This window comes from Leifsonia sp. GW821-FHT13C05 (genome assembly GCF_058806515.1).
Genome location: NZ_JBXAPT010000001.1, coordinates 1,253,232 through 1,277,974, shown reverse-complemented (window position 1 = coordinate 1,277,974; position 24,743 = coordinate 1,253,232). Strand labels below are relative to the sequence as shown.

Annotated in this window: 24 protein-coding genes and 1 tRNA gene; 12 read left to right on the top strand and 13 right to left on the bottom strand. The window is 69.6% G+C overall.

Translation table 11 applies throughout. The annotated features are described in order from the left end of the window. Positions 1 to 14 precede the first annotated feature (14 nt). Positions 15 to 2,087, bottom strand: coding sequence for a TPM domain-containing protein (locus AC1ROC_RS06120; RefSeq protein WP_492998751.1), 2,073 nt, complete (start codon positions 2,085 to 2,087; stop codon positions 15 to 17). 168 nt (positions 2,088 to 2,255) lie between these two features. Between AC1ROC_RS06120 and AC1ROC_RS06115 the strand changes: the two genes are divergently transcribed. Continuing rightward, positions 2,256 to 3,005 carry a gamma-glutamyl-gamma-aminobutyrate hydrolase family protein gene (locus AC1ROC_RS06115; RefSeq protein WP_492998749.1) on the top strand — a complete coding sequence of 250 codons (750 nt, stop codon included), beginning with the start codon at positions 2,256 to 2,258 and terminating at the stop codon, positions 3,003 to 3,005. Positions 3,006 to 3,037: 32 nt separating this feature from the next. Here AC1ROC_RS06115 and AC1ROC_RS06110 read toward each other — a convergent pair whose 3' ends face one another. Genes AC1ROC_RS06110 through AC1ROC_RS06080 form a run of 7 tightly spaced genes read right to left on the bottom strand, consistent with a single transcriptional unit; the run spans position 3,038 to position 10,450 of the window. Next, positions 3,038 to 3,733, bottom strand: coding sequence for a protein-L-isoaspartate(D-aspartate) O-methyltransferase (locus AC1ROC_RS06110; protein ID WP_492998937.1), 696 nt, complete (start codon positions 3,731 to 3,733; stop codon positions 3,038 to 3,040). Further along, positions 3,702 to 4,724 carry an N-acetylglucosamine kinase gene (locus tag AC1ROC_RS06105; RefSeq protein ID WP_247597336.1) on the bottom strand — a complete coding sequence of 341 codons (1,023 nt, stop codon included), beginning with the start codon at positions 4,722 to 4,724 and terminating at the stop codon, positions 3,702 to 3,704. The genes AC1ROC_RS06110 and AC1ROC_RS06105 overlap by 32 nt, the downstream gene beginning before the upstream one ends. Beyond that, entirely contained in the window at positions 4,721 to 5,992 is a 1,272-nt protein-coding gene (locus AC1ROC_RS06100) for a 6-phospho-beta-glucosidase (RefSeq protein ID WP_085370931.1), read from the bottom strand. The genes AC1ROC_RS06105 and AC1ROC_RS06100 overlap by 4 nt, the downstream gene beginning before the upstream one ends. Positions 5,993 to 5,994: 2 nt before the next feature. Beyond that, a complete protein-coding gene (locus AC1ROC_RS06095; protein WP_492998746.1) occupies positions 5,995 to 6,897 on the bottom strand; it encodes a carbohydrate ABC transporter permease in 903 nt (300 codons plus the stop codon). Continuing rightward, on the bottom strand, positions 6,894 to 7,871 hold the full coding sequence (locus AC1ROC_RS06090; protein WP_085370929.1) for a carbohydrate ABC transporter permease: 978 nt from the start codon (positions 7,869 to 7,871) through the stop codon (positions 6,894 to 6,896). The genes AC1ROC_RS06095 and AC1ROC_RS06090 overlap by 4 nt, the downstream gene beginning before the upstream one ends. Positions 7,872 to 7,873: 2 nt before the next feature. Further along, positions 7,874 to 9,211, bottom strand: a complete 1,338-nt coding sequence (locus tag AC1ROC_RS06085; RefSeq protein WP_492998744.1) for an ABC transporter substrate-binding protein — start codon at positions 9,209 to 9,211, stop codon at positions 7,874 to 7,876. A 57-nt stretch (positions 9,212 to 9,268) separates the two neighbouring features. Beyond that, positions 9,269 to 10,450, bottom strand: coding sequence for an ROK family transcriptional regulator (locus AC1ROC_RS06080; RefSeq protein WP_434948137.1), 1,182 nt, complete (start codon positions 10,448 to 10,450; stop codon positions 9,269 to 9,271). A 134-nt stretch (positions 10,451 to 10,584) separates the two neighbouring features. Between AC1ROC_RS06080 and AC1ROC_RS06075 the strand changes: the two genes are divergently transcribed. Further along, positions 10,585 to 10,974, top strand: a complete 390-nt coding sequence (locus AC1ROC_RS06075) for a RidA family protein (protein WP_492998741.1) — start codon at positions 10,585 to 10,587, stop codon at positions 10,972 to 10,974. Between the two features lie 7 nt (positions 10,975 to 10,981). Here AC1ROC_RS06075 and AC1ROC_RS06070 read toward each other — a convergent pair whose 3' ends face one another. Further along, positions 10,982 to 11,977 carry an SDR family oxidoreductase gene (locus tag AC1ROC_RS06070; protein ID WP_168689030.1) on the bottom strand — a complete coding sequence of 332 codons (996 nt, stop codon included), beginning with the start codon at positions 11,975 to 11,977 and terminating at the stop codon, positions 10,982 to 10,984. 91 nt (positions 11,978 to 12,068) lie between these two features. Here AC1ROC_RS06070 and AC1ROC_RS06065 point away from each other — a divergent pair, with 91 nt between their 5' ends. Further along, positions 12,069 to 13,271: a mechanosensitive ion channel family protein gene (locus AC1ROC_RS06065; protein WP_492998739.1), complete on the top strand. Its 1,203-nt coding sequence runs from the start codon at positions 12,069 to 12,071 to the stop codon at positions 13,269 to 13,271. 30 nt (positions 13,272 to 13,301) lie between these two features. Here the strand turns inward: AC1ROC_RS06065 and AC1ROC_RS06060 are convergent, their stop codons facing one another. Continuing rightward, a complete protein-coding gene (locus AC1ROC_RS06060; RefSeq protein ID WP_492998737.1) occupies positions 13,302 to 14,030 on the bottom strand; it encodes an alpha/beta fold hydrolase in 729 nt (242 codons plus the stop codon). A 126-nt stretch (positions 14,031 to 14,156) separates the two neighbouring features. Further along, entirely contained in the window at positions 14,157 to 14,660 is a 504-nt protein-coding gene (locus tag AC1ROC_RS06055) for a MarR family winged helix-turn-helix transcriptional regulator (protein WP_492998735.1), read from the bottom strand. Positions 14,661 to 14,722: 62 nt separating this feature from the next. Between AC1ROC_RS06055 and AC1ROC_RS06050 the strand changes: the two genes are divergently transcribed. The 3 genes from AC1ROC_RS06050 (at position 14,723) to msrA (ending at position 16,210) form a co-directional block, all read left to right on the top strand. Then, complete coding sequence (locus AC1ROC_RS06050) at positions 14,723 to 15,091, top strand: VOC family protein (protein ID WP_085370921.1); 369 nt, start codon at positions 14,723 to 14,725, stop codon at positions 15,089 to 15,091. Positions 15,092 to 15,206: 115 nt separating this feature from the next. Beyond that, positions 15,207 to 15,668, top strand: a complete 462-nt coding sequence (gene msrB, locus AC1ROC_RS06045; protein ID WP_085370920.1) for a peptide-methionine (R)-S-oxide reductase MsrB — start codon at positions 15,207 to 15,209, stop codon at positions 15,666 to 15,668. After that, entirely contained in the window at positions 15,665 to 16,210 is a 546-nt protein-coding gene (msrA, locus tag AC1ROC_RS06040; protein ID WP_492998732.1) for a peptide-methionine (S)-S-oxide reductase MsrA, read from the top strand. The genes msrB and msrA overlap by 4 nt, the downstream gene beginning before the upstream one ends. A gap of 61 nt (positions 16,211 to 16,271) precedes the next feature. On the opposite strand, the gene AC1ROC_RS06035 is transcribed toward msrA, so the two are convergent. Both AC1ROC_RS06035 and AC1ROC_RS06030 read right to left on the bottom strand, forming a co-directional pair. Next, a tRNA-Arg gene (locus tag AC1ROC_RS06035) sits at positions 16,272 to 16,347 on the bottom strand. Positions 16,348 to 16,404: 57 nt separating this feature from the next. Then, complete coding sequence (locus tag AC1ROC_RS06030; RefSeq protein WP_492998730.1) at positions 16,405 to 17,025, bottom strand: iron ABC transporter ATP-binding protein; 621 nt, start codon at positions 17,023 to 17,025, stop codon at positions 16,405 to 16,407. A gap of 157 nt (positions 17,026 to 17,182) precedes the next feature. Here AC1ROC_RS06030 and argS point away from each other — a divergent pair, with 157 nt between their 5' ends. The 6 genes from argS (at position 17,183) to thrB (ending at position 24,681) form a co-directional block, all read left to right on the top strand. Then, a complete protein-coding gene (gene argS / locus AC1ROC_RS06025; RefSeq protein WP_168689034.1) occupies positions 17,183 to 18,868 on the top strand; it encodes an arginine--tRNA ligase in 1,686 nt (561 codons plus the stop codon). A gap of 10 nt (positions 18,869 to 18,878) precedes the next feature. Then, positions 18,879 to 19,673, top strand: a complete 795-nt coding sequence (locus AC1ROC_RS06020) for an LmeA family phospholipid-binding protein (protein WP_085369395.1) — start codon at positions 18,879 to 18,881, stop codon at positions 19,671 to 19,673. A gap of 148 nt (positions 19,674 to 19,821) precedes the next feature. Beyond that, the gene (gene lysA / locus AC1ROC_RS06015) at positions 19,822 to 21,249 is read left to right on the top strand and encodes a diaminopimelate decarboxylase (RefSeq protein WP_492998727.1); all 1,428 of its coding nucleotides are present in this window, start codon (positions 19,822 to 19,824) and stop codon (positions 21,247 to 21,249) included. After that, the gene (locus AC1ROC_RS06010; RefSeq protein WP_085369393.1) at positions 21,246 to 22,616 is read left to right on the top strand and encodes a homoserine dehydrogenase; all 1,371 of its coding nucleotides are present in this window, start codon (positions 21,246 to 21,248) and stop codon (positions 22,614 to 22,616) included. Before lysA ends, AC1ROC_RS06010 begins: the two co-directional genes overlap by 4 nt. Next, positions 22,616 to 23,722, top strand: a complete 1,107-nt coding sequence (gene thrC, locus AC1ROC_RS06005; protein ID WP_085369392.1) for a threonine synthase — start codon at positions 22,616 to 22,618, stop codon at positions 23,720 to 23,722. The genes AC1ROC_RS06010 and thrC overlap by 1 nt, the downstream gene beginning before the upstream one ends. Then, entirely contained in the window at positions 23,719 to 24,681 is a 963-nt protein-coding gene (gene thrB, locus AC1ROC_RS06000) for a homoserine kinase (protein ID WP_085369391.1), read from the top strand. The genes thrC and thrB overlap by 4 nt, the downstream gene beginning before the upstream one ends. Positions 24,682 to 24,743: the final 62 nt, after the last annotated feature.

Genomic DNA, 24,743 nt, shown 5'->3' with positions numbered 1-24,743 from the left:
CCCGGTCAGGCGCCTTAGAACCGTCCGCCTCCGCGGCGCGAGCGGGTTCCGCCCCCGCCGAAGCTTCCCGAGCTGAACCCGCCGCCGCTGCGACTGCGGCTTCCTCCGCCACCGCCGCCTCCGCCGAAGAGCCCGCCTCCTCCGCCACCGCCGCCGAGCACGGAGTTGATCAGGATGCCGCCGAGGATCGCCCCCATCGCGCCGTTCCCTCCGCCGCGGTTGCCGCCGCCGGAGCCGCCTCCGCTGAACCCGCCGCCTCCGAACAGGCCGCCCAGGTCGCCGAGGCCGCCGGAATCCGGCTGGAACCCGCCAACGTCGCGCTGGGCGAGCTGCGTCGCCTCCTCGGCCAGCTGGGCGGCGCGCTGCGCCTGGGCGAGCGCGGTCACCGGGTCGGCAGCCGCCGTGGCCTCGGCCTGCACGACCAGCCGTCCTGCCTCGGCCAGGCGGGTGCGTGCCTCCGGTCCGACGGCTCCGCGGCGGGCGGTGATGAAGTCTTCGCACGCGGACACCCTGGAGCGCGCGGCGAGGAGCGTCTGCTGCAGCGACGCCTGGGCGCGCTGGGTCTGCTGTCGCGCATCCCGCACGTTCTGCAGCACGCCGTCGATGTTCTGGTTGGCCGCTGCGAGACGCTGGGCGATCTCCAGCGGGTTGATCGGGCCGGCCGCGATCTTCGATCTGACGTCGGCGACCGTCTGCTCCGTTGCGGCGACGACCCCGGCGACAGCCCCTGTCGCGTCGTCGGTCGCCGCGATGGTGCGTGCCTCCGCGAGGTCGCTCTCCAGCTCGGAGATGGTGGAGTCGATGGTCTGCTGCGCCGTCCCGAGGTCTGCGCCGACCCTGTCGACCGCGTCGAGCAGCAGCTTGGCCTGGTCGACGGACTCTTCGGCCGCCCGCACGCCGATCGCCGCGGCGCTGGTGTCCCCGGCGTCACTCTTCTGCTTCGCGGCCGTCAGCGCCGTGGTCACGAACGCGAGCCGCTCCGTCGCCTGGTGGATGTTGTCCTGCACGGTCGCGAGGGATGCCGCCGTGTACATCGAGGACAGGGTGGCGAAGGTAGCGGCCGTCTGGTCGAGCCTTCCGTGCACCGTGTCCGCTGCCGTCTGCACCTCCGCCGTCGCCTGCGGGATGCGCTTCTCCAGCGCGCGCAGTTCGTCGAACGCGTCCGCCTGCTTGTCCAGGGCGTCGTTGGCCGCCGCGCAGAGCTGCACGATCTGGGCGTTCCACTCGCGCTTCTGCTGGTCGGTGTCCGGCTCGGCGTCGTCGAGTCTCTGCTTGAGGGTGAAGGCGTCTCTCAGCTGCGCTTTCGCCGCATCCAGTGCCGCCTGGAACGGCACGACGGAGTCTGCTCCGTACTGCGCCGTCGCAAAGCCCAGTTCCTCTTCGCTGGTGCGGATGGCGTCGTCCGTCTGCACCAGGGCGGACCCCGCGCGACGTTCGAGATCGACGAGCGGGATGGTCTGCAGCTCGCTCTGCGGGGTCTGCGGCTGCCCGCCGGCGGCGACCTTCTTCCGCGAACGCGAGCGGACCACGAAGAAGATGATGACGCCGATGACCACGACGGCGATGATGAACACCCAGAAGAACCCTGCGCCGCCCCCTCCGCCTCCGACGGCGTCTCCGAGTCCCGTGGCAGCCGCGACGGCGGCGCCCGACCAGTCGCCTGCGCGCAGTTTCGGCTCGATGTCGTTCTGCTCGATCTGCGTGAGCTGGTCGGCGGACACCGGCCCTGCGTCGTCCCCGGACAGGTAGTACGCACGCCCGTCCGTGGCGACGGCCAGCAGGTAGTCGGACGGACCGAGGTTGTTCTGCGCCGCGGTCTCGTTGGCCCAGTCCGCCGCATCCGTCGGGTTGGTGAACCGGTCGACGTAGACCACGAACAGGTCGATCTTGTGGTCGGTGTACAGCTTGTCGGTCGCCGCCTCGATGGTCGAGACCTGCGACGTGACCACCCCGGCCTGATCGACCACGTGGCCGGAGCCGAGGTCGACAGGGTCGACAGCGCTCGCCATCGACGCTGTGCCGAGGGCAGAGCCGAACACCAGTCCGATCGCCAGCAGGAATCCGCCACGTACGCGTCGTCGGTGCATCTACTCACTCTCTCGAGTCGGTGGTACCAGCCGAGTCTATTGGGGGCTCGGGAAGACGCGCCAGGGCTCCGCCGCCGCCGTGTGTTTCACCCTGTTACACGCGGGATGCGTCCTCCTCCGCCTCCGAACAGAATGGACGGGACGCACACCGACGGGAGAGGAGCAGGCATGGGCATCCAGGGTCGCTCCCTCGCCGTGGTCGAGGCCACCCGTTTCCGCGGTGACGACCCGGAGTACCACGGCTACGTGCAGCTGCTCGTCGGCGCCGTCATCGCCGAAGCCCAGTCGCAGGGCTGGACCGTGTCGAGGCTCGCCGCCGACGACGGCGTGGATGCGCTCCTCGCCCGCACGGAGACGGCCGACGCCATCGTGGTGATGGGCGGCGAGGACATCGCACCGCGCTTCTACGGCGGAAGCACCGGATATCCGGGGGAGAGCCGCCACCTCGAGACGGCGGACGAGGCACAGCTCGCGCTGGTGCGCCGTGCCGTCGAGCGGGAGACGCCCCTGCTCGGAATCTGCCGCGGCCTGCAGATCCTCAACGTCGCCTTCGGCGGCACCATCGTGCAGCACCTCGGTGATGACAGCACGCACAGGAACCACGGCGTCCCGATCCGCCAGATCATGGCGTCGCATCCCGTCGCCATCGCCGAGGACAGCCTCACGGCCGACCTGCTCGGCGCGACGTCGGTGGACGTGCAGAGCGCCCACCACCAGGCAGTGGATGCTGTGGGCTCCGGCCTCCGCGTCACCGGCCGCGCTCCCGACGGCCACGTCGAGGCGCTCGAACACGAGACGGCGCCGGTCATCGCGGTGCAGTGGCACCCGGAGGACCCGGGAGCGCCCGCCGGCCAGCTGGCCGCGCTGATCGCGCACCTGTCCGGCGTCCAGTCGGCCGCCGTCGCCGCCGTCGCCTGACCCGGCCCAACCTGCCCTAACCGCCCGAGCCGTCACCCGCCGTCCGGCCCCCACCCCGCCTCGCCGACCAGCGGCACGAACGCCACAGCACCCAAGTTCGTCGACACCAGCCCACCGTCGTCCGCCCGCGTGAAGGCCGCGAGGTGCTGCGCCCCGCCCGCTCGCCCGATCGGCATCACGATCCTGCCGCCCGGTGCGAGCTGGTCGACCCACGCCCGCGGCACATCCGGGCCGGTCGCCGCCGCGACGATCACGTCGTACGGGGCACCCTCCGGCCAGCCGAGCGTGCCGTCGCCCGTGACCACGTTCACCCGATAGCCCAGAGCTTCGAGGGTCGCCGCCGCGGTGACCGCGAGATCGGGATGCCGTTCGACGCTGACCACGCGGTGCCCGAGCTCCGCCGCGACGGCCGCCGCGTATCCGGAGCCCGTCCCGATGTCGAGCACGGCGTCCTCCGGACCGATCCGCGCTGCTTCCAGCATGAGCGCCACGATGTACGGCTGCGAGATGGTCTGTCCGTCTCCGATCGGCAGGGGATGGTCGTCGTATGCGTATCGCGCCTGCTCGTCTGGCACGAACAGGTGCCGTGGCACACGCCGCATCGCGTCGAGGACCCGCTGGTCCTCGATCCCGCGGGGGACGAGCTGCTGCTCGACCATCCGCCTGCGTTCGTCGGCGAATTCGGTGTTCGTACCGCTATTGAACCACCGCGGGAGCGGCCGCGACAGGCAGTCCGGCCGCCGCCTGACGCGACGCCAGCTGTTCGCGCGCCTTCGCGAGCGCCGCGGCGTCCGCCCCTGCGGCTTCGAGGGCGAGCAGCCCCGCCCCGAGGATCGGCGCCGCCGTCACCAGCCGGATGCGCGCGAGCGGCGCGGTCTCGGAGAGCCCGGTCTCGATCGCGGACAGCAGCCGCGCATCCCGGGCGCCGATCACGCCGCCGCCGAGCACCACGGGCACCGGCCGGTCGAGCAGTTCCAGCCGCCGGAGCGTCGTCGCGGCGAACACCACGATCTCCTCCGCCTGCCGGTCGACGAGCGAGCCTGCCACCGCATCCCCAGCCCGCGCGGCGTCGAACACCGACGGCGCGATCCGGGAGAGGTCGCTGTTCGGGATGCGCTGGAAGTGCAGCGCCTCGATCACGTCGGTGACGCTGTCCAGCCCGTAGACCGCAGGGATGTCCGTGACGAGCCTCGTCGCAGGCCCTCGCCCGTCCACCGCGCGCGCCGCGTGCCAGAGCGCCTGCTCGCCGAGGTGCCAGCCGCCTCCCCAGTCTCCGGACATGATCCCGAGCGACGGGTAGCGCACAACGCGGCCGTCTCCGCGCACGCCGACGCAGTTGATGCCGGTGCCGCAGACCACGGCCACCGCATCCGGTTCGCTCGTGCCCGCGCGCAGCAGCGCGAACAGGTCGTTGTCGACCACCGCGTCCGCCCAGGCGTACCCGGCGATCCCGTCGCGGAACGCGGCGACCTCCGCCGGCAGGTCGAGCCCGGACAGATAGATGTTGGCCGCGGCGATCTGCCGCTGCCCGGTCTGCGCGAGCAGTTCCTCGATCAGGCCGTCGACCAGCGCGGCCGCCTCCGCCATCCCGATGATGTGCGGGCTGGACGTGGTGCTGCGCGCGCTGGCGATCACGGTTCCGTCGAGGTCGATGGCCACGGCGTCCGTCTTCGACCCTCCGCCGTCGACCGCGATGGCGATCGGCCGCGCGTCGCTCACTTCGCCCACGAGAGGTGGTCCCTGTTCCCGGCGATGAGCAGGTCGGTGAGCTTCTCCGCCTTCTCGTACTGCCCGACGAGGGGATGCGCGAGCATCGCCCGCACCACGCGCTCGCGTCCTCCGTGCACCGCGGCGTCCAGTGCCAGCCGCTCGTAGCCGGCGACATGCGAGACGAGCCCGCGGATGTCGTCCGGCAGCGGCTCGATCGGCAAGGCGGTCACCCCGTTCGCGCCGACCGTGGCCGGCACCTCGATCACGTGGTCGTCCGGCAGGAACGGGAGGGAGCCGTCGTTGCGCAGGTTGACCACCTGGGTGTCGCCGCGGTCGCTCGTGAGCGAGGCGATCAGGTCGACGGCCGCCTCCGAGTAGAAGGCGCCTCCGCGCTTCGCGAGCTGGTCCGGCTTGGTGTCGACGGCCGGGTCGGCGTAGAGCGCGAGCAGTGCGCGCTCGACCTCCTGCACGGCCTCTGCGCGGGTGGGGGAGCCGAGCTGCTCGCGCAGCACCTCGTCGTGCGCGTAGTAGTAGCGGAGGTAGTAGCTGGGGACGTTCCCGAGCATCCGGATGAGGGATGCGGGGAGTTCGATCTCCTCGGACAGCTCTGCCAGGTGCGTGGAGAGGAGGGCGGGGAGCGCATCCCTCGTCCCGGCTTCGTCCGTCACGTATGCCGCGCGCTCCCAGGTGAGGTGGTTCAGCCCGACGTGACCGAGCGTCACCTGCGTGTGGTCGACGCCGAGCAGGTTCGCGAAGCGCCGCTGGAAGCCGATGGCCACGTTGCAGAGCCCGACGGCGCGGTGACCCTCCTGCAGCAGGGCGCGGGTGACGATGCCGACCGGGTTGGTGAAGTCGACGATCCAGGCGTCCGGCTTGGCGTGCGCACGCACGACGTCGGCGACGCGCAGCACCACCGGCACCGTGCGGAGCGCCTTCGCGAAGCCGCCGGGACCGGTCGTCTCCTGTCCGATGCAGCCGCACTCGTGCGGGAAGGTCTCGTCTCCGTGCCGGGCGTTCTGGCCTCCGACGCGCAACTGGATCAGCACGGCGTCCGCATCGGAGACCCCGGCGACGAGGTCGCTCGTCGGCACGATGCGGCCGGTGTGGCCCGCGGCGCGGAACATCCGTTCGCTCATCCCGCCGACCAGCCGCAGGCGGTCAGGGTCGGTGTCGACGAGCCACAGCTCCTCGATGGGGAGGAGGTCGCGCATTCTGGCGAATCCGTCGATGAGTTCGGGGGTGTAGGTGGAGCCTCCACCGACGACTGCGAGTTTCACTGCTATCCCTTCACGCCTGTGAGTGTGATGCCCTCGACGAAGACGCGTTGGGCGAAGAAGAAGATGAGGACGACGGGGATCGTGACGAGCATCGTCATCGCCATCGTGAGTCCCCAGTCGGTGCCGTGCACCCCGCGGAACGACGCCAGCCCGTATGCCACCGGCCACGCGGCCGGGTTCTCGGACGTGTAGAGCAGCGGGCCGTAGTAGTCGTTCCACGAGTTGAAGAACATGAAGATCGCCGTAGCGGCGATGCCCGGCTTCGCCATCGGAAGCACCACGCGCCAGAGCACGCCGAACTCGCCGTTGCCGTCGATCCTCGCCGCGTCCGCGTACTCGCTCGGGATGGTGAGGAAGAACTGCCGGAGCAGGAAGATCGAGAACGCGTCGCCGAGCAGGTTCGGCAGGATCAGCGGCCAGAGCGTGCCGGTCAGGTTGAGCTGCGACCACATCACGTAGATCGGGATGGCCGTGACCTGCGGGGGGAGCAGCATCGCGATGATGATCACCGTGAACAGCGCACCCGAGCCGCGGAACTTGATCTTGGCGAGCGCGTACGCGGCCGGGACGCTCGACACGAGCATGAAGGCCGTGGCGAGGATCGCGTACAGCGCCGAGTTGCCGAACCACTGCAGCAGCGGCACGGTCGTGAACACCTTCACGTAGTTGTCCCACTGGAACGGCTGCGGCCAGAGCGACGCGGTGAGCGTCTGCTCGCTCGACATCAGCGACGTGAGGAACACGAACACGATCGGTGCGGCGAACAGGATGCCGAGCGCGACGAGCACGATGTGCTCGGCGATCCAGGCCAGCACGCGCCTGCTGCGGAGCGACCGCGGGGTCGGGATGCGTCCCTGCCGCTGGGCGGGGGGAGCCGGCGGCTTGGTCAGGGTTGCGGAGGTCATTGTGCGCCTTCCGGGGTGAACGCCTTGAAGCGGCGCAGCAGGAGGATGAGGATGACGGCGGCGACGACGAACAGCAGCACGGCGAGCGCGGACGCGTATCCGAGCTGGTATGTGCCGAAGCCGCGCACGTAGAGCCACTGCGTGTACGTCAGCAGCGAGCCGTCCGGATAGCCGAGGTTGTTGCTGATGCCCTCGCCGATCACCGCTTTGCCGGAGGCGACCCCGGACGCGACGGCCGCCTCCGTGAAGTACTGGATGGCCGCGATCACACCGGTGACCACCGAGAACAGCAGCACGGGGGCGATGCTCGGCAGCGTCACGTACCGCACCTTCTGCACGCCGTTCGCGCCGTCGAGGGATGCTGCTTCGTACTGCTCCTTGGAGACGTCGAGCAGGGCGGCGAGGAAGATGATCATGATGTCCCCCATCACCCACACGCCGAGGAGCACGAGCGACGGCTTCGACCACGCAGGGTCGTTGAACCAGAGCGGTCCCTGGATGCCGAAGAACTTGAGCACCTGGTTCACCGGTCCCGTTCCCGGGTTGAACAGGAACACGAACGCCACGACGCTCGCCACCGGCGGCACGAGCGCCGGCAGGTAGAACAGCGTCCGCCAGAATCCGGATGCGCGCTTCGCCCGGGCGAGCAGCCCGGCGATCAGCAGCGCGAACGCCACCTTCACCGGCACCCAGATCACCACGAACCAGAGCGTGTTGAGGGTGGCCTGCCAGACGTTCGGGTCCTGGGTGAACAGGTACTGGTAGTTGCGCAGGCCGATCCACTGCGGTGACGACACGAGGTCGAACCGGGTGAACGAGTAGTACACGGATGCGATCAGCGGGTACACGAAGAAGATCGCGAGGCCGAGCAGGGCCGGCGCCAGCAGCGCCAGCGTGACGAGCTTCCGCTTGGTGCGGGCCCGGGAGGGGCGGACGCGTGCCGCCCGCCCCTCCCGGAGTGCCGTTGTCGTCATGGTTACGGACCGGTCGTCAGCGCGAGCGCGTCGTCGATCTGCTTGTCGACGTTCTTGAGCCCTGCCTGCAGGTCTCCGCCCTGGCTCTGGTACTTGTTCCAGAAGTCCTGGAACGACTGCTGGTATCCGGCGCCGAGCGGGCTGGCCGGGGTGGTGGCGACATTCTTGTCCGACGCGATGTCGAGGAAGGTCTTGTACTGCTCGGAGACCTCCAGCTTCGGCGAGTTCAGCGCGTCCGTGGTGGTGGGCACGTTCTTGAGGCCGTTGGCGAGCTTGACGACGGCATCCGTGTCCGTGGTCAGGTACTTCAGCAGCGCCCAGGCGAGCTCCGGGTTCTTGGAGCCCTTCGAAATGCCGATGATGTTGCCCGTCATGTATCCGCCGCCGTACAGCTCGGTGTGGTCGTCCGCCGTCGGGAACGGCGCTGTGCCGTAGTCGAGGTTCTTCGCCTGGTCGGCGATGAAGGCGGTGCGGTACTCGCCGTCCATGTTCATGGCGACCTGGCCGGTCTGGAACGCGTTGTCGGCGGAGAACTCCTGGCCGAGGCCGGAGGTGTACGTGTTCAGCTTGTCCCAGCCGATCTTGTCGACGTAGGCCTTCTGCCACTCCATCAGCTCGGTCCAGCCCTGGCTGGACGAGATCGCGCTCTTTCCGTCCGGCTTCAGCCACTCGGCTCCGGCCGCTGGGCCGTAGTGCGCTGCCGCGTTCTCGTACCAGCCCATCGTCGGGTTGAACCCGAGGGTCTTGATCGAGCCGTCCGGGTTGAACGTGGTCAGCTTCTCCGCCATCGACTCCAGCTCGGACAGCGTCTTGGGCGGTGCGGTGAACCCGGCCGCGGACAGCAGTGCCTTGTTGTAGTAGAGGCCGTAGACGTCGGCCAGCATGGGCATCGCGCAGCGGGTGCCCTTGAACTCGGTGTACGACTTCACGGTGGGGGAGAACTGGCTCATGTCCACCCCGTCGCGCTTGATCACCGTGTTGAGGCTGCGGAACGCGCCGTTGGAGCAGAAGTTGCCGACGATGTCGGTGGAGTACGAGAGCCCGACGTCCACCTTGCTTCCTGTGGCGATGGCCTTCTGCAGCTTCTCGTCGTCCTGGCCGGAGTGCACCTCGACCTTGACCTTCGGGTTCTTCTTCTCGAAGTCGTCGACCACCGACTGGATGACCTTCGCCTCCCTGTCGGAGAAGAAGTGCCAGAACGAGACGGTGCCGGACAGCTCTTTCGGAGTGCTCGCGTCGAAGGAGGCGCTGCTGCCGCCGCCGGAGCATCCGGCGAGGGTCAGAGCCGCCGCCGCGGCGACCGCGGCGGTGGCGATGATGTGACGTTGACGGTGTTTCACGGGTGGTTCCTCACTGATTCCAGTTCGTGATGCGTGCAATGGACGGGTGGTGCTGTGTTACGCGGAGATCCTTGAGACTTCGGCGAAGAGGGCGTTGCGCACCTCGGCGAGCAGGTGCTCTCGTGCGCCTCTGAGCACGGGATGGGCGGGGACGCCGGTTGCGACGACGGTGGACGACCCCCAGGATGCGCGGAGCTCCGCGCTCACGAGCTCGGCGAGCCTGTCGCCGCCCGCGCGTCCTGTCGGCCCGCCGAGCACGACCAATTCCGGGTCGAGCAGGGCGAGGACGGGGACGACCCCGACGGCGATGCGCGGCGCGAGTTCGGCGAGCAGCGCATCCCGGGCCGGCGAGCCGGGGATGGCCTCGACGGCGGCGGTGTACTCGGCGGCGTGGATGCCGTGTCGTTCGGCGAGACGGGCGACGGTCGGGCCGCCGATCAGGTCTTGCAGGTCGTGGGCGTCCTGGTCGAGTTCGGCGGCGCTGCGGGGGATCGGCAGATAGCCGATCTCGCCAGCGCCTCCGGAAGCCCCCCGGTGCACAGAGCCGCCCTGGTCGACGGAGAGGCCGAGGCCGTCTCCCATCCAGAGCAGCGCGAAGCCGCCGGTGTCGCGTCCGACGCCGTCCGTGCGCTCGGCGATGGCGGCGAGGTTGACGTCGTTGTCGATGTGCACGGAGATGCCGAGCGCGTCTTCGAGGTGCGCGGTGATGCCCTGCATCGGCCAGCCGGGGAGCGTCTCGATGAACGTGAGCTCGTCGGTGCGGGGGTCGAGGGCGCCCTGCACGCCGACGCAGACGGCGCTGACCCTGTCGCTCGCGACGCCCGCCGCCTCGCACGCGCCGTCGATCGCGGCGCGCACGTCGGACTCCGGCGTGCGGTCAGGATCGGTCACCCGCAGGGGAGTGGCGGCGATGGGATGCTCCGTGCCGCTCGCGTCGACGACGGTGGAGCGGATCGTGGTCGCGTCGATGTCGACGGCGACGCCGAGCACCCGGTCGGTGCGCACGGCGTAGCTGGCCGCGTTCGGGCCGCGGCCACCTGACACCTCGCCCACCGCGTGGATGAGCCCGGCGGTTTCGAGCCGGGAGACCATCTGGGCCGCTGTCGGCTTGGAGAGGCCGGAGAGCTCGCCGATCCTGTTGCGGGTGAGCACCCCGTGCTCGAGCAGCAGGGACAGGGCTGTGCGGTCATTGGTCTCGCGGAGCCAGGAGGGGGTTCCCGGTACTGGTCTGGTGGCCATCGCGCACATCCCTTCGTTGGAACAATCGTGCGTGGTGAATGTATCAGGAAAGTTTCTTAATAGTAAAGAGGCTGTTTCGATGTCGGGGATGCGGGCACAATCGGACGCACGTATCGCGACGAGGGGAGCACGCCATGACCGCACGACCGACGCCCGTCGACCCGCCGGGCCTGCACGCCAGTCCGGCCTTCGCCCAGGGGATGCTCGTGGAGCAGGGGCGCACGCTCTACGTCGGCGGGCAGAACGGCACGGACGCAGAGGGAGCACTGCTCGACGGCCTGCAGGCGCAGACCGAGCAGGCGCTACGGAACGTCCTCGCCGTGCTCGCCGAGGCAGGCAGCGGCCCCGAGTACGTGGCCAAGCTCACCATCTATCTCGCGGTGGGCGTCGACCCCGGCGAGGCGTACGCGGCCACCGGCGCCGTGTGGGGAGAGCACCGCACAGCGGTGACAGTGCTCTCCGTCACCCCGGCACGCGCGGGCGCGCTCGTCGAGATCGAAGCGGTGGCCGCCGTTCCCGACTGATCCTGCTCTACCCGAAGGCGCGCGCGTGCTCCACCAGCCGGTCGAACGCGGTGTCGAGGTCCGGATCGAGACGCTGACGGGACGGATCGGCGAGGAACCACTCGACGATCTCGCCTGCACCCTTCGCGAACGGCACCGTCGCGCGGAACTCGGGCACGAGCGCCTTCACCTTGCTGTTGTCGAACACCATCGAGTTGGCCTTGTCGCCGATCAGACCGGGGCCGAGCTCCGGCACCACGGCCGCGATGGACTCGCTGGCGACGTGCACCAGCTCCGCCTCGACTCCCAGGCCCTCCGCGAGGTACGCGTAGATCTCGTTCCAGGTCGGCGCCTCGTCCGACGTGATGTGGAACGCCTCGCCGACCGCCTCCGGGCGGCCGAGGAGGCCGACGTACGCGACGGCGAAGTCGGTGTTGTGCGTGATGGTCCAGAGGCTCGACCCGTCGCCGTGCACCACGACGGGGGCGCCGCGGCGCATCCTGGCCAGGTCGGTCCAGTGCCCGCTCGTCGGGATCATCGTGCGGTCGTAGGTGTGCGACGGGCGCACGATCGTGATCGGGAACGCCCGCTCGCGGTACGCCTCGACGAGCAGGTCCTCGCAGGCGATCTTGTCGCGGGAGTACTGCCAGAACGGGTTGCGCAGGGGTGTCGACTCCGTCACCGGAAGGCGGGACGGCGGCGTCTGGTACGCCGAGGCCGAGCTGATGAACACGTACTGCCCGACCCGGCCCTCGAACAGCCGGAAATCGGTCTGGATGTGCTCAGGCGTGAAGGCCAGGAACTCCGACACCACGTCGAAGCTGCGCTCGCCGAGCACCGCGTGCACGCTCTCCGGCTCCCGGATGTCCGCGTGCAGCACCTCCACCCCGTCCGGGAGCGGCCGGATGCTCGAATTGCCGCGATTGATGACGGTCACCTCGTGTCCCGCCTCGAGAGATCTGGCGACGCAGGCCGAGCTGATGACCCCCGTGCCGCCGATGAAAAGTGACCGTGTCGCTGCCATGCGTACTCCTTCGTCGTCGACTTCCCCCGATGCATCAGCGTAGCCCGCGCGTACACTCCGGGGCACACCCGATCCCCGATAAGGAGCCCCCGTGTTCGTCCTGCGTTCCTGGCCAGGTCTCGCCGTCGCCTGCGTGGTGGCCGTCCTGGCCGCCATCGTGATCACCGCCGTCGTCGGCGCCGTCTTCCGCACCATCGCGCGGCGCAGGGCGTGGGCGGCCCTGCTGATCACGCGGGCGCGCATCCCGTTCCGGATCCTCCTGATGGTGATCGTGCTCTGGATCGCCGTCGCCATCACCCTGCCGCGGGACGTGCCGGCCGGATGGCGTGACGCCGTCCAGCACACCTTCCTCATCCTCACCATCGCCGCCGGCGTCTGGTTCGCAGCCGCCCTCGCCGTCTATGTGGAGGATCTCGGCCTCGCCCGCTACCGGCTGGATGTGCCGGACAACCGCTACGCGCGCAAGGTGCGCACCCAGGTGCTCATCGTGCGGCGGCTGACCATCGTCGCGGCGGTCGTGATCGGCCTCGGCGCGATCCTGCTGACCTTCCCCGCCCTGCAGGCGGCCGGCGCGAGCATCCTGGCCTCCGCCGGTGTCATCGGCATCATCGCCGGTGTCGCGGCCCAGTCGACGCTCGGCAATCTGTTCGCCGGGCTCCAGCTGGCGTTCAGCGACGCCATCCGGATCGACGACGTGGTGGTGGTGGAGCAGCAGTGGGGCACGATCGAGGAGATCACCCTCACCTACGTGGTCGTGCACATCTGGGACGACCGCCGTCTCGTGCTTCCGTCCAGCTACTTCACCACCAAGCCGTTCGAGAACTGGACGAGGCAGCACAGCGAACTGCTCGGCTCCGTCGAGTTCGACCTCGACTGGCGGGTCTCGCCGGGAGGGATGCGCTCGGAGCTCAACCGCGTGCTCGCCTCGACGGACCTCTGGGACGGCCGCACCGGCGTGCTGCAGGTGACGGATGCGGTCTCCGGCTGGGTGCGCGTGCGCGTGTTGGTGACGGCACGGGATGCCCCCACCCTGTTCGACCTGCGCTGCCTGGTGCGCGAACGCCTGATCGACTGGATGCAGCGGTACAGCACCGCATCCCTCCCGCGCACGCGGGTGGAGATGGTGGAGGCGCCCGACCAGCTGACGCCGCCTCCGCGCGCCAGGGCGCAGCAGGAGGCCGGCCTGTTCAGCGGCACCCCGGAGGGCGAGCAGAGGGCCGCGCAGTTCACCGAGTCCATCCCGATCGTCCGTGACGACGAACCGGATGGGGTCGACGAGCCCGACCCCCGGTGACGGCGCGGCCCCGCCGCGCGACTTCGCTGCTCAGCTCACCGCATCCGCTGCCGCCAGGATCGCGTCGATCGCGGCCTGGGGATGCGACACCATCGAGACGTGCGACGCCGCGACCTCGGTGATCGTGGAGCCCGCCCGCTCCGCCATGCTGCGCTGCGTCGCCGGCGGGATCACCTTGTCCTCCGTGCCGATGACCGTCCAGGACGGCAGGGTGCGCCAGGCGGGGGCGCCCATCGGCGTGGTGTTCGCCGCGAACGTGATCGGGCGCTGGCCGGCGGCGATGAGCAGCCGGTCGGCCTCCGGGAGGTCCTGTGCGAACGCCGTGTGCACGGTCGCCGGCTTCAGGAACGCCTCCGCGTCGCCCTCCGGCGCTCCCGGGTAGCCGGCGACGTCGAACACCGTCGACGGGTCCGGAACGTCGAACGCCGATCCGGAGCCGCCCAGGATCGAGAACACCGTCTCGCCCTCCTCCGGGATGAAGGCGTCCACGTAGACGAGCGCCTTGACGTCCCCGCCGCCGAGCCCGGCCCCGCTGATCACGGCGCCTCCGTACGAGTGGCCGACGAGCACGACCGGACCGCTGGTGCGCTGCGCGACGAACGAGGCGACGTACGCCGAATCGCTGATGGGGTTGCGGAGCAGGTTGGTGGGGGCGAGCACCTCGAAGCCCTGCTGCTGCAGGGCACCGGCGACGGCGTTCCAGCTGGAGGCGTCTGCCCAGGCTCCGTGGACGAGGACGATGGTGGGTTTCGCGGACATGGAAGTTCCTTCGTTCGTGCCGGTCCGCGGCCGCTCCCATCGGGGTACCGCGTGCTCAGCGGTGGGTGTGGTGGTGATGGAACGTGCACAGACTAGACCGGCCGGGTGAACGAGCGGAAGAGGGCGTCAGCGGGGGAGAGACTCCTGGTCAGGCTCTGGGTCAGGCTCCGCGTCGCGCTCCACGTCGCCGCCGCGCAGGGAGGCGATCATGCTCTGCAGGCTGCGGAACGCGTCAGCCTGCTCCGTCGCCGTCATGCCGCCCAGCATCCTGAGCTCGACGGAGCGGACGGCCGCCGTCGCCTTCTCCAGCTCGCGCCGCCCGCGCGCCGTGAGCCGCGCGGGGAGGGCCTTGCCGACGGGCGCCTCGGCGGGCCGGGTGACGACGCCGTCGCGTTCCAGGGACTGGAGCAGCACGTTCATCGTCTGCCTGGTGACGAACGCGCCGCGGGCGAGTTCGGAGTTCGACAGTCCCGGCCGCTGCGCGAGCAGTTCCAGGCAGGAGTAGTGCGTCACGCTCATCCCGAGGGGACGAAGCGCGTCCTCCATCGCGGATCGCAGCGCGCTCGACGCCTCTTTCAGCAGATAGCCCAGTGACGTCTCCAGGTCGACGCCGACACCGTCTTGACTCATGTCAGTAGTCTGACATAGAGTCAGCCATGTCAGAAAACTGACACGAAAAGAAGGAACACACCATGCCAGCCATCGGCCCAGACTTCATCTCCATCCAGGTGCGCGACCTCGACGCATCCCAGGCGTTCTACGAGCAGTACCTCGGGCTCGTCCGCTCCCCGGCCGGCCCTCCGCACGCCGTCGTCTTCGACACGAAGCCGATCGCGTTCGCGCTCAGGGACATCGTGGAAGGCACCGACCTGGCGTCCGTCTCGCAGCCGGGCATCGGCGTCGCGCTCTGGCTCCACGCCACCGACGTCCAGGACATCCACGACGCCCTGGTCGCGGACGGCCGCACGATCGTCTCCGCGCCCATCGATGGCCCGTTCGGCCGCACCTTCACCTTCGCCGACCCGGACGGCTACCAGGTCACCCTGCACGACCGCGCCTGATCGGTCATTGCCAGGGAACACACAGTTTCAGCGGGACCAACCGTCCGCCTCGCCGTGTTCTATTCTCTGACGGCCCAGCAGCCAGCTGCGCCGGAACCCCGTCGAGGAGGATCACGTGTCACACGATTACCGCAAGACCCAGGATGCAGTCTCCCGCCTGACCCCCGAGCAGTACGCCGTCACGCAGCGCGAGGCCACGGAGCCGGCGTTCCGTAACGAGTTCTGGGACAACAAGGAGGCGGGTCTCTACGTCGACATCGTCTCCGGAGAGCCGCTGTTCGCCTCGGTGAACAAGTACGACAGCCGGTCGGGCTGGCCGAGCTTCACCGTGCCCGTCGACCCGGCCAACATCGTCGAGAAGCGCGACAGGACGTTCGGGATGGTGCGCACCGAGGTCCGTTCGGCCCACGGGGACAGCCACCTCGGCCACCTGTTCGACGACGGCCCCGCCGAGGCGGGAGGGATGCGATACTGCATCAACTCCGCCGCCCTCCGTTTCATCCCGCTCGCCGACCTCGACACCGAGGGCTACGGCGACTATCGTCACCTGTTCGAGAATGAGGAGGTCACCCGATGACCGACGCAACACCCACCACCCCCGCCACTCCCGCCACGGAGAAGGCCATCCTCGCCGGTGGCTGTTTCTGGGGCATGGAGGACCTGATCCGCAAGCGCCCCGGCGTGCTCGACACCCGTGTCGGCTACACAGGAGGCGACGTGCCGAACGCCACATACCGCAACCACGAAAGCCACGCCGAGGCGATCGAGATCGTCTTCGACCCGTCGAAGGTCAGCTACCGCGACCTGCTGGAGTTCTTCTTCCAGATCCACGACCCGTCGACCAAGAACCGCCAGGGCAACGACGTGGGCACCAGCTACCGCTCCGCGATCTTCTACGAGACCGACGAGCAGCGCCGCGTGGCGGAGGACACCATCGCCGACGTCGACGCCTCGGGACTCTGGCCGGGCCCCGTGGTCACCGAGCTGTCGCCCGCCGGCCCGTTCTGGGAGGCGGAGCCCGAGCACCAGGACTACCTGGAGCGCATCCCGTGGGGCTACACCTGCCACTACGTGCGCCCCGGCTGGAAGCTCCCGCGCCGCGAGGAGGTCGCTTCGTAGCGGCACCCGTTCCTGAAACACACGAGAGGCCGTCCCGCTGGGGACGGCCTCTCGTCGTATCTGGTGCCCCCAGTAGGATTTGAACCTACGGCCTTCTGCTCCGGAGGCAGACGCTCTATCCCCTGAGCTATGGGGGCCAGGGTGCATCCAGGCTAGCATCCCGCGGGACGCACCTTTCGCACGTCCGGTGTGGGCTACTTCGGCAGGTTGGCGAGCACCGATTCCATCAGGGGGGCTGCGTCGCCCGGCTCGAAGAAGGCGGCCGAGTCGGAGACGATCCAGTATGCGCCGCGGAAGACCTGCACCTGACCGGGGGTTCCCTGCTTGAAGTATCCCTCGACCTCCGGGGGAACACCGTAGGTGGGCACCGGGGTCGCTGCGGTGACCGCCGCGTTCTTCAGGCCTTCGAGGGCGCTCGCCGGCGGCTGGGCGACCGCGATCTCGATCACGTCGCCGCTGGTCTGGTTGAGCCAGGCGCAGGTGACGCCCTTCCAGTCGGCGACCTGCTTCTCCAGGCTGCCGTCCTTGGGCTGGTATGCGGGGTCCGTGCCGAAGTTGGGGTTGTATGCGTACGCCTGGTCCGGCGTGACGATCTGGTCGCAGGTGAGGGTGACCGGGGTGGGCGGGTCCGTCGGCGTCGGGGTGGGCGTCGGCGTCGGCGCTTTCGTGCCTCCCGCGTTCGCGGAGGCGGAGGGGGACGATGAGCCTCCCGCGCTCTTCGACGGGCCGGCGCACGCGGTCATGGCCAGGGTGCAGGCGAGGATCGCCGTGACGGCAGCCGCTGCTCGGGCGGCGGTTCTGGTGGGGTTGGCCATGCGTGTTCGTTCTCCGTCGGATGGTCGGGATTCACTGCGAGAGGATGCGCGGCGGCGCACATCGCGATGACCCTATCAAGCCGGGCGGAGAGGACCGGCCGTCGCGGCCCGTTCGTTAGGCAATCGATGCAGCGCGTGCCCGGTAGAATCGTTGATCGTGACTCCTGCTGACCTCTCTGCTGCCCTGCTCGACATCGTGACCTCCGTTGTCGAGCGGCGACGCGGGGACGGCGCGGAGGAGGGTGCAGGGGATGCTGTCGTCGTCACGATCGACGACGTCCCCCTCGAGCGCCCCAAGAACCGCGAGCACGGCGACTGGGCGTCCAACGTCGCCATGCGCCTGGCGAAGAAGGTCGGCGCCAACCCGCGGGAGCTGGCCACCGAGATCGCCGAGGCCGCCGCATCCATCGACGGCGTCGCCTCCGCAGAGGTCGCCGGTCCTGGCTTCATCAACTTCCGGCTGGATGCTGCTGCGGCCGGCCAGCTGGCGAAGACCATCGTCGAGGCGGGCGACGACTACGGCAACGGGCACCTCTACGACGGCCTGACGGTCAACCTGGAGTTCGTCTCCGCCAACCCGACCGGCCCCATCCACATGGGCGGCGTGCGCTGGGCGGCCGTCGGCGACAGCCTCGCGCGCATCCTCAAGGCCGAGGGCGCGGACGTCACGCGCGAGTACTACTTCAACGACCACGGCTCGCAGATCGACCGCTTCGCCAGGAGCCTCCTCGCCGCATACCTGGGTGAGCCGACGCCGGAGGACGGCTACGGCGGAGCGTACATCTCCGACATCGCCGCCCAGGTGGTCGAGCGCTACGACGGCGACATCTCCTCCCTGTCGCGCGACGAGCAGCAGGAGGTGTTCCGTTCGGTCGGCACCGAGCTGATGTTCGCCGAGATCAAGGAGAAGCTGCACGGTTTCGGCGTCGACTTCGACGTGTACTTCCACGAGGACTCGCTGCACGAGTCCGGGGCCGTCGAGCGCGCCATCGAGCGGTTGCGCGAGCAGGGCCACATCTTCGAGGAGGACGGAGCCGTCTGGCTCCGCACCACCACGTTCGGCGACGACCGCGACCGCGTCGTCATCCGCTCGAACGGAGAGCCGGCGTACATCTCCGGCGACCTCGGCTACTACCTGAACAAGCGCGAGCGCGGCTTCGAGCAGAACCTCATCATGCTCGGCGCCGACCACCACGGCTACGTCGCGCGGCTCCAGGCCGCCGTCGAGGCGTTCGGCGACGTCCCGAACGTCAATCTGCAGATCCTGATCGGCCAGATGGTCAACCTGGTCCGCGACGGTGAGCCCGTCAAGATGTCGAAGCGCGCCGGCACCATCGTCACGCTCGACGACCTGGTGGACGCGGTGGGCGTCGACGCAGGACGCTACGCCCTGGTGCGCTCGTCCAGCGATTCGCAGCTCGACATCGACCTCGACCTGCTGAGCAAGCGCAGCAACGAGAACCCCGTCTTCTACGTGCAGTACGCCCACGCCCGCACCCGGTCCGTCGCCGCCAACGCAGCGGCCGCCGGTGTCGACCGCAGCGCGTTCGCGCCGGAACTGCTCACGCACGAGAGCGAATCCGCTCTGCTCGGCGGGCTGCAGGAGTTCCCGCGGATCGTCGCGCAGGCGGCCGAACTGCGCGAGCCGCACCGAGTCGCCCGCTACATCGAGGAGCTCGCTGGGCTCTACCACACCTGGTACGCAGCGACCCGTGTCATCCCGCTCGGCGACGAGCCCGTCACCGACCTGCACCGCACCCGCCTGTGGCTGAACGACGCCACCGGCCAGGTCATCCGCAACGGTCTCGGGCTCCTCGGGGTCTCCGCTCCGGACAGAATGTGAGCATCCGCCGATGACTGACACGCAGGCGACAGAGGTGATCGTGGAGACGGCCAGGCCGCCGAAGCGGAGGCGCACGCTGCGGCTGGTGCTGTGGATCGTCATCCCGATCGTCGTGCTCGTCGGGCTGTTCTTCGTCGCGGACGCCATCGTGCGCCAGGTGGCGCAGCAGCGCATCTCGGCCGAGGTGGAGAAGAGCCTCCCCGCCGAGGTGAAGGGCGACGTGTCGACCAGCATCGGCGGCGTCTCCGTGCTGCAGCAGTATCTGAGCGGGCGGTTCGAGAAGGTTGTCCTGGATGCGCCGGCGCTGAGTGTCAACGGCTCGCCCATCCACGCCAAGGTCACGGCCACCGGCGTGCCCGCCGACTTCTCCAAGCCGGTGCAGAGCATCGACGGTGCGCTGACCATCTCGCAGTCGTCGCTGAACAAGCTGGTCACGGTCCCCGGCGTCGACGGCGATCTCGCCCTCGGAAAGGGCACCATCAGCTACGACGGCACCGCGTCCCTCCTCGGCTTGCCGATCGGCTACCAGGTGACCGTCTCCCCGGAGGCGGCGGGCAAGACGGTCAACCTGCTCCCGGTGGATGCGAAGGTCACCACGGGCGCGGCCGACACGGCCCTCGACCTCTCCACCCTCGTCAAAGCGCTGACCAACCGCGGCCCCATCCCGGTCTGCGTCGCCCAGTACCTCCCGGACGGCGTGCTGGTGAACGACATCGCGATCAGCAAGGGCATGGCCACGGTCACCCTGAACGCGCAGGACTTCGTGGTGAACGAGAAGTCGCTGAAGAGCAAGGGCAGTTGCTGACGGGTGCCGGCCCCCGGTCGTAACACGGGCGAATCCCCAGCCCGGCCCCCGATAGACTTCCGGTACTTCTCCACCGGCTTCAGGGACCAATCCGGGTCCGCTCGCCTCCGAGAGATCCCCACTCGATTCATTCCGTGAGGTTTTCCCAGTGGCCTTTGACACGCACGCGGCAGCCAATCCGCTCGCCCCCGAATGGCTCGCCGTTCCCGGCGACGCCAACGCCCTCCATCCCGGCCTCTGGTCGCGCACGGTGGAACGACGGGACGGCGAGCTCGTCGTCGGCGGTGTGAGCGCCGCCGAACTCGCCGCTCGCTACGGCACCCCCGTCTACATCGTCGACGAAGTGGATGCGCGTGATCGCGCTACCGAGGTGCGCTCCGCCCTGGTCGGCGCTTTCGAGCGCGTCGGGGGCTCCGCGAAGGTCTACTACGCGGGCAAGGCGTTCCTCAGCATCGAGGTCGCGCGCTGGATGAGCGAGGCCGGCCTCAACATCGACGTCTGCAGTGGCGGGGAGCTCGCCGTCGCCGTCGCAGCGGGCGTCGCCCCGGAGCGTCTGGGCTTCCACGGGAACAACAAGTCCCTCGCCGAGATCGACAGGGCCGTCTCGCTCGGCATCGGCGCCATCATCATCGACAGCGTGCAGGAGATCGAGCGCGTCGCAGAGGCCGCCGCCAGGCACGGTCGCGTCCAGTCGGTGCGGCTGCGCGTCAACAGCGGGGTGCACGCGCACACGCACGCCTTCCTCGCGACCGCGCACGAGGATCAGAAGTTCGGGATCGGGCTGGCGGCCGCCGCGGACGCCGCCGCGCGCATCCGGAGCCACGCGTCGCTGAACTTCCTCGGCCTGCACTGTCACATCGGCTCGCAGATCTTCGGGGCGGACGGCTTCGCGGAGTCCGCCGCCCGGCTGCTCGCCGTGCACACCGAGCTTCTGGCCGATGGGCCGGTTCCCGAACTGAACCTCGGCGGCGGTTTCGGCATCGCGTACACGTCCGCCGACGACCCGACGCCGATCGAGGAGTTGGCGGAGACCATCGCGCAGACAGTCGCCGCGGGCTGCGCCGAGCTGGGCATCCCTCTTCCCGTGGTGGCGTTCGAGCCCGGCCGGGCGATCATCGGACGTGCGGGGCTCACGCTCTACACCGCCGGCACGACCAAGGATGTGCCCGTGGCGTTCCAGGACGACGGGGAGGCCGCGATCCGCCGGTACGTGAGCGTCGACGGCGGCATGAGCGACAACGCGCGGCTCGCGCTCTACGGGGCCGACTACTCCGTGCGGATCGCCGGACGGCAGTCCGTCGCGCCCCCCGAGCTGGTGCGCATCGCCGGCAAGCACTGCGAGAGCGGAGACATCGTCGTCGACGCCGACTACCTTCCCGGCGACGTGGCCCCCGGCGACCTGCTCGCCGTCCCGGCGACCGGCGCATACTGCTGGTCGCTCGCGAGCAACTACAACCACGTGGGCAGGCCGGCCGTGATCGCCGTCCGCGACGGCGCATCCCGCGTCATCGTGCGCGGAGAGACCGAGCACGACCTGCTGATGCGCGACGCTGCGTACGAAGGAGCCGACGCATGATCGAGTACCGCAACCTCCGGGTCGCCCTGCTGGGCGCAGGCTCCGTCGGATCGCAGGTGGCCCGGCTGCTGCTGGAACAGGGAGACGAGTTCGCCTCCCGGGTCGGCGCGAAGCTCGAACTGGTCGGCATCGCCGTCCGCGACCTGGATGCGCAGCGCGACGTCGACCTGCCGCGCGAGCTGTTCACCACCGACGCTGCATCCCTGATCCTCGGCGCGGACATCGTGGTCGAACTGATGGGCGGCGTCGAGCCCGCCCGCGGCTACGTGCTGCAGGCCATCAACTCCGGCGCGGACGTGATCACCGCCAACAAGGCGCTGCTGGCCACGCACGGTCCCGAGCTGTTCGAGGCGGCGGAGCAGGTCGGCGCGCAGCTCTACTACGAGGCGGCCGTCGCCGGAGCCATCCCGATCATCCGGCCGCTGCGCGACAGCCTCGCCGGCGACAGGGTCAACCGCATCCTCGGCATCGTCAACGGCACGACCAACTTCATCCTCGACCGCATGGATGTGAACGGCGAGTCCCTGCAGGACGCCCTCGCCACCGCCACCGACCGCGGTTACGCCGAGGCGGACCCGACGGCCGACATCGGCGGATACGATGCGGCGCAGAAGGCCGCGATCCTCGCGAGCCTCGCCTTCCACACCACGGTGCCGCTCGAATCCGTCTACCGCGAGGGCATCACCTCGGTCACCACGGCGCAGGTCGACGCGGCCAGGGAGGCGGGGTCCGTGATCAAGCTGCTCGCGATCTGCGAGCGCCTCACCGACCCGGAGACCGGCCAGGAGGGCGTGTCCGCGCGGGTGTATCCCGCGCTGATCAGCCGCGACCATCCACTGGCTGCCGTGCACGGTGCGCACAACGCAGTGTTCGTGCAGTCCGCCGCCGCCGGCGACCTCATGTTCTACGGTGCTGGCGCCGGGGGAGTGGAGACGGCGTCCGCCGTGCTCGGCGACCTCGTCTCTGCGGCCAGGCGGCACGTGGTCGGTGGCCCGGGCGTCGCGGAGTCGACGCACGCGCAGCTTCCCGTGCTCGACATCGGACGCGTCGTCACCCGCTACCAGATCACTCTGGATGTGGCGGACCAGCCCGGCGTGCTGGCCGCGGTCGCGCGCATCCTGAGCGATGGCGGCGTGAGCGTGGAGACGGTGCAGCAGTCCGTGCCGAGCACCACAGGGCCCGTCACGATCCCGAGCGCCGTCATCGCAGGTAACGCTGCGGTTCACGGCAACGGCGCGCCCACCGCTACCCTGGTTATCGGCACCCACGAGGCCGAGGAGGCCGCACTCGCGGCCACCGTTGAGGCTCTCGCGGCGAGCGACGCCGTGACAGCCATCTCATCCGTACTCCGAGTCGAAGGATCGTAATGCCCGAGAAAGCGAATAGTCGTCAGTGGCGGGGCGTCCTGCGTGAATACGCGGACCGCCTGAACATCAGCGATGCCACTCCGATCGTGACGCTCGGCGAAGGCGGCACGCCGCTGCTGCCCGCTCCTGCGCTCTCCGCGCGCACGGGTGCGAACGTGTTCGTCAAGTTCGAGGGTATGAACCCCACCGGCTCCTTCAAGGACCGCGGCATGACGATGGCCATCTCGAAGGCCGTCGAGCACGGCGCGAAGGCCGTCATCTGCGCATCCACCGGCAACACCTCCGCGTCGGCCGCGGCGTACGCGACGCACGCGGGCATCCAGGCCGTCGTGCTGGTGCCGGAGGGCAAGATCGCGATGGGCAAGCTCAGCCAGGCCATCGCGCACAACGCGCAGCTGCTGCAGGTGCAGGGCAACTTCGACGACTGTCTCGACATCGCCCGCGAACTCGCGACCAACTACCCGGTCCACCTCGTCAACTCGGTGAACCCCGACCGCATCGAGGGCCAGAAGACGGCAGCGTTCGAGGTCGTCGAGGTGCTCGGCGACGCCCCGGACTTCCACATCGTCCCCGTCGGCAACGCGGGCAACTACACGGCGTACCACCGCGGATACACCGAGGAGCTGCAGCGCGGAGAGGCCACCAAGCTGCCCAGGATGTTCGGCTTCCAGGCCGCAGGCAGCGCCCCGATCGTTCTCGGCCAGCCCGTCAAGGACCCGGACACCATCGCCACGGCCATCCGCATCGGCAACCCGGCGTCGTGGGAGCTCGCGCTCAACGCGCGCGACGACAGCGACGGCTACTTCGGCGCGATCTCGGACGAGCACATCCTCGAAGCGCAGCGCATCCTGTCCGCCGAGGTCGGCATCTTCGTCGAGCCGGCCTCCGCGATCAGCGTCGCCGGTCTGCTGGAGCGCTCGGCCGCCGGGGTCATCCCCGCCGGCGCGACCGTCGTCCTCACCGTCACCGGCCACGGCCTGAAGGACCCGCAGTGGGCCCTCCGCACCGCTGACGGCTCCGACGTCCAGCCCACCGTCGTCCCCGTGGACACCACCGCCATCGCCGACGTGCTCGGTCTGGTGGCGAGCGAAAAGGCAACCGCGTGACCTCGCAGGCCGCCGACCTGAGCGGCCGCGCCGTCACGGTCAAGGTTCCGGCGACCAGCGCCAACCTCGGCCCGGGCTTCGACACCCTCGGTCTCGCCCTCGCGCTCTACGACGAACTGCAGGTGTCGGTCCGCGACGAGCCCGGCGCGACCGTCGAGGTCATCGGCGTCGGAGCCGGCGAGGTGCCCACCGACGAGAGCAACCTCGTGGTCCGGGCCATCGCGCACACCTTCGAGTCCGTCGGCATCCCGATGCCCGGGCTGCAGCTCGTCGCCCGCAACAACATCCCGCACGGCAGGGGACTCGGTTCCTCCGGTGCCGCCATCGTCTCCGGCATCATGGCGGCGAAGGGGCTGCTCGACGGCATCGTCGACATCGACGCCCAGGGTCTCCTCGCGCTCGCCAACGACATGGAGGGCCACCCGGACAACGTGGCCCCCGCGCTCTTCGGAGGACTCACCATCGCGTGGGTCACCCCCGAGGGCCCGCGGTTCAAGAAGCTGATCGTGCACCGCGGCGTCTCTCCGCTCGTGCTCGTGCCGCAGCACGTCATGTCGACGGCGCTCGCCCGCAGCCTGCAGCCGCAGTCCGTGCCCCACGAGGATGCGGTCTTCAACGTCTCGCGGTCCGCGCTGCTGGTCGCCGCCCTCATCCAGAGCCCAGAGCTGCTGCACGCCGCAACGGAGGACAAGCTCCACCAGAGCTACCGCGCCTCCGCCATGCCGGAGACCGACCGGCTGATCACGCTGCTGCGGGAGAACGGCTTCGCCGCTGTCGTCTCGGGAGCAGGTCCGTCGATCCTCGTGCTCTGCAGTGACCCGAGCCAGCGGCTCGCCGCCGCCGAGCTGGTGGCCGCGCAGTCGGAGACGCCCTGGCAGGCGCTCATGCTCGCGGTCGACTTCAAGGGCGCAACGGTCTCGCAGCTCGCCGCGAAAGCGCTGGACACGCCGGTCGCGTAGCGTCAAGAGCAGTCCCGCATCAGTGGTAAACTGTGCGTGCACCCGCAGAAACCTCTCCATGA

What these genes read in the sequence shown, in the direction of transcription:
- AC1ROC_RS06080 (WP_434948137.1), bottom strand. Translation starts at nt 10,450, where the DNA reads ATGGCCACCAGACCAGTACCGGGAACCCCCTCCTGGCTCCGCGAGACC.
- AC1ROC_RS06030 (WP_492998730.1), bottom strand. Translation starts at nt 17,025, where the DNA reads ATGGCCAACCCCACCAGAACCGCCGCCCGAGCAGCGGCTGCCGTCACG.
- thrC (WP_085369392.1), top strand. Translation starts at nt 22,616, where the DNA reads ATGCCCGAGAAAGCGAATAGTCGTCAGTGGCGGGGCGTCCTGCGTGAA.
- AC1ROC_RS06095 (WP_492998746.1), bottom strand. Translation starts at nt 6,897, where the DNA reads ATGACCTCCGCAACCCTGACCAAGCCGCCGGCTCCCCCCGCCCAGCGG.
- msrA (WP_492998732.1), top strand. Translation starts at nt 15,665, where the DNA reads ATGACCGACGCAACACCCACCACCCCCGCCACTCCCGCCACGGAGAAG.
- AC1ROC_RS06090 (WP_085370929.1), bottom strand. Translation starts at nt 7,871, where the DNA reads ATGACGACAACGGCACTCCGGGAGGGGCGGGCGGCACGCGTCCGCCCC.
- AC1ROC_RS06070 (WP_168689030.1), bottom strand. Translation starts at nt 11,977, where the DNA reads ATGGCAGCGACACGGTCACTTTTCATCGGCGGCACGGGGGTCATCAGC.
- AC1ROC_RS06115 (WP_492998749.1), top strand. Translation starts at nt 2,256, where the DNA reads ATGGGCATCCAGGGTCGCTCCCTCGCCGTGGTCGAGGCCACCCGTTTC.
- AC1ROC_RS06060 (WP_492998737.1), bottom strand. Translation starts at nt 14,030, where the DNA reads ATGTCCGCGAAACCCACCATCGTCCTCGTCCACGGAGCCTGGGCAGAC.
- AC1ROC_RS06050 (WP_085370921.1), top strand. Translation starts at nt 14,723, where the DNA reads ATGCCAGCCATCGGCCCAGACTTCATCTCCATCCAGGTGCGCGACCTC.
- AC1ROC_RS06120 (WP_492998751.1), bottom strand. Translation starts at nt 2,087, where the DNA reads ATGCACCGACGACGCGTACGTGGCGGATTCCTGCTGGCGATCGGACTG.
- AC1ROC_RS06010 (WP_085369393.1), top strand. Translation starts at nt 21,246, where the DNA reads ATGATCGAGTACCGCAACCTCCGGGTCGCCCTGCTGGGCGCAGGCTCC.
- AC1ROC_RS06055 (WP_492998735.1), bottom strand. Translation starts at nt 14,660, where the DNA reads ATGAGTCAAGACGGTGTCGGCGTCGACCTGGAGACGTCACTGGGCTAT.
- AC1ROC_RS06020 (WP_085369395.1), top strand. Translation starts at nt 18,879, where the DNA reads ATGACTGACACGCAGGCGACAGAGGTGATCGTGGAGACGGCCAGGCCG.
- AC1ROC_RS06075 (WP_492998741.1), top strand. Translation starts at nt 10,585, where the DNA reads ATGACCGCACGACCGACGCCCGTCGACCCGCCGGGCCTGCACGCCAGT.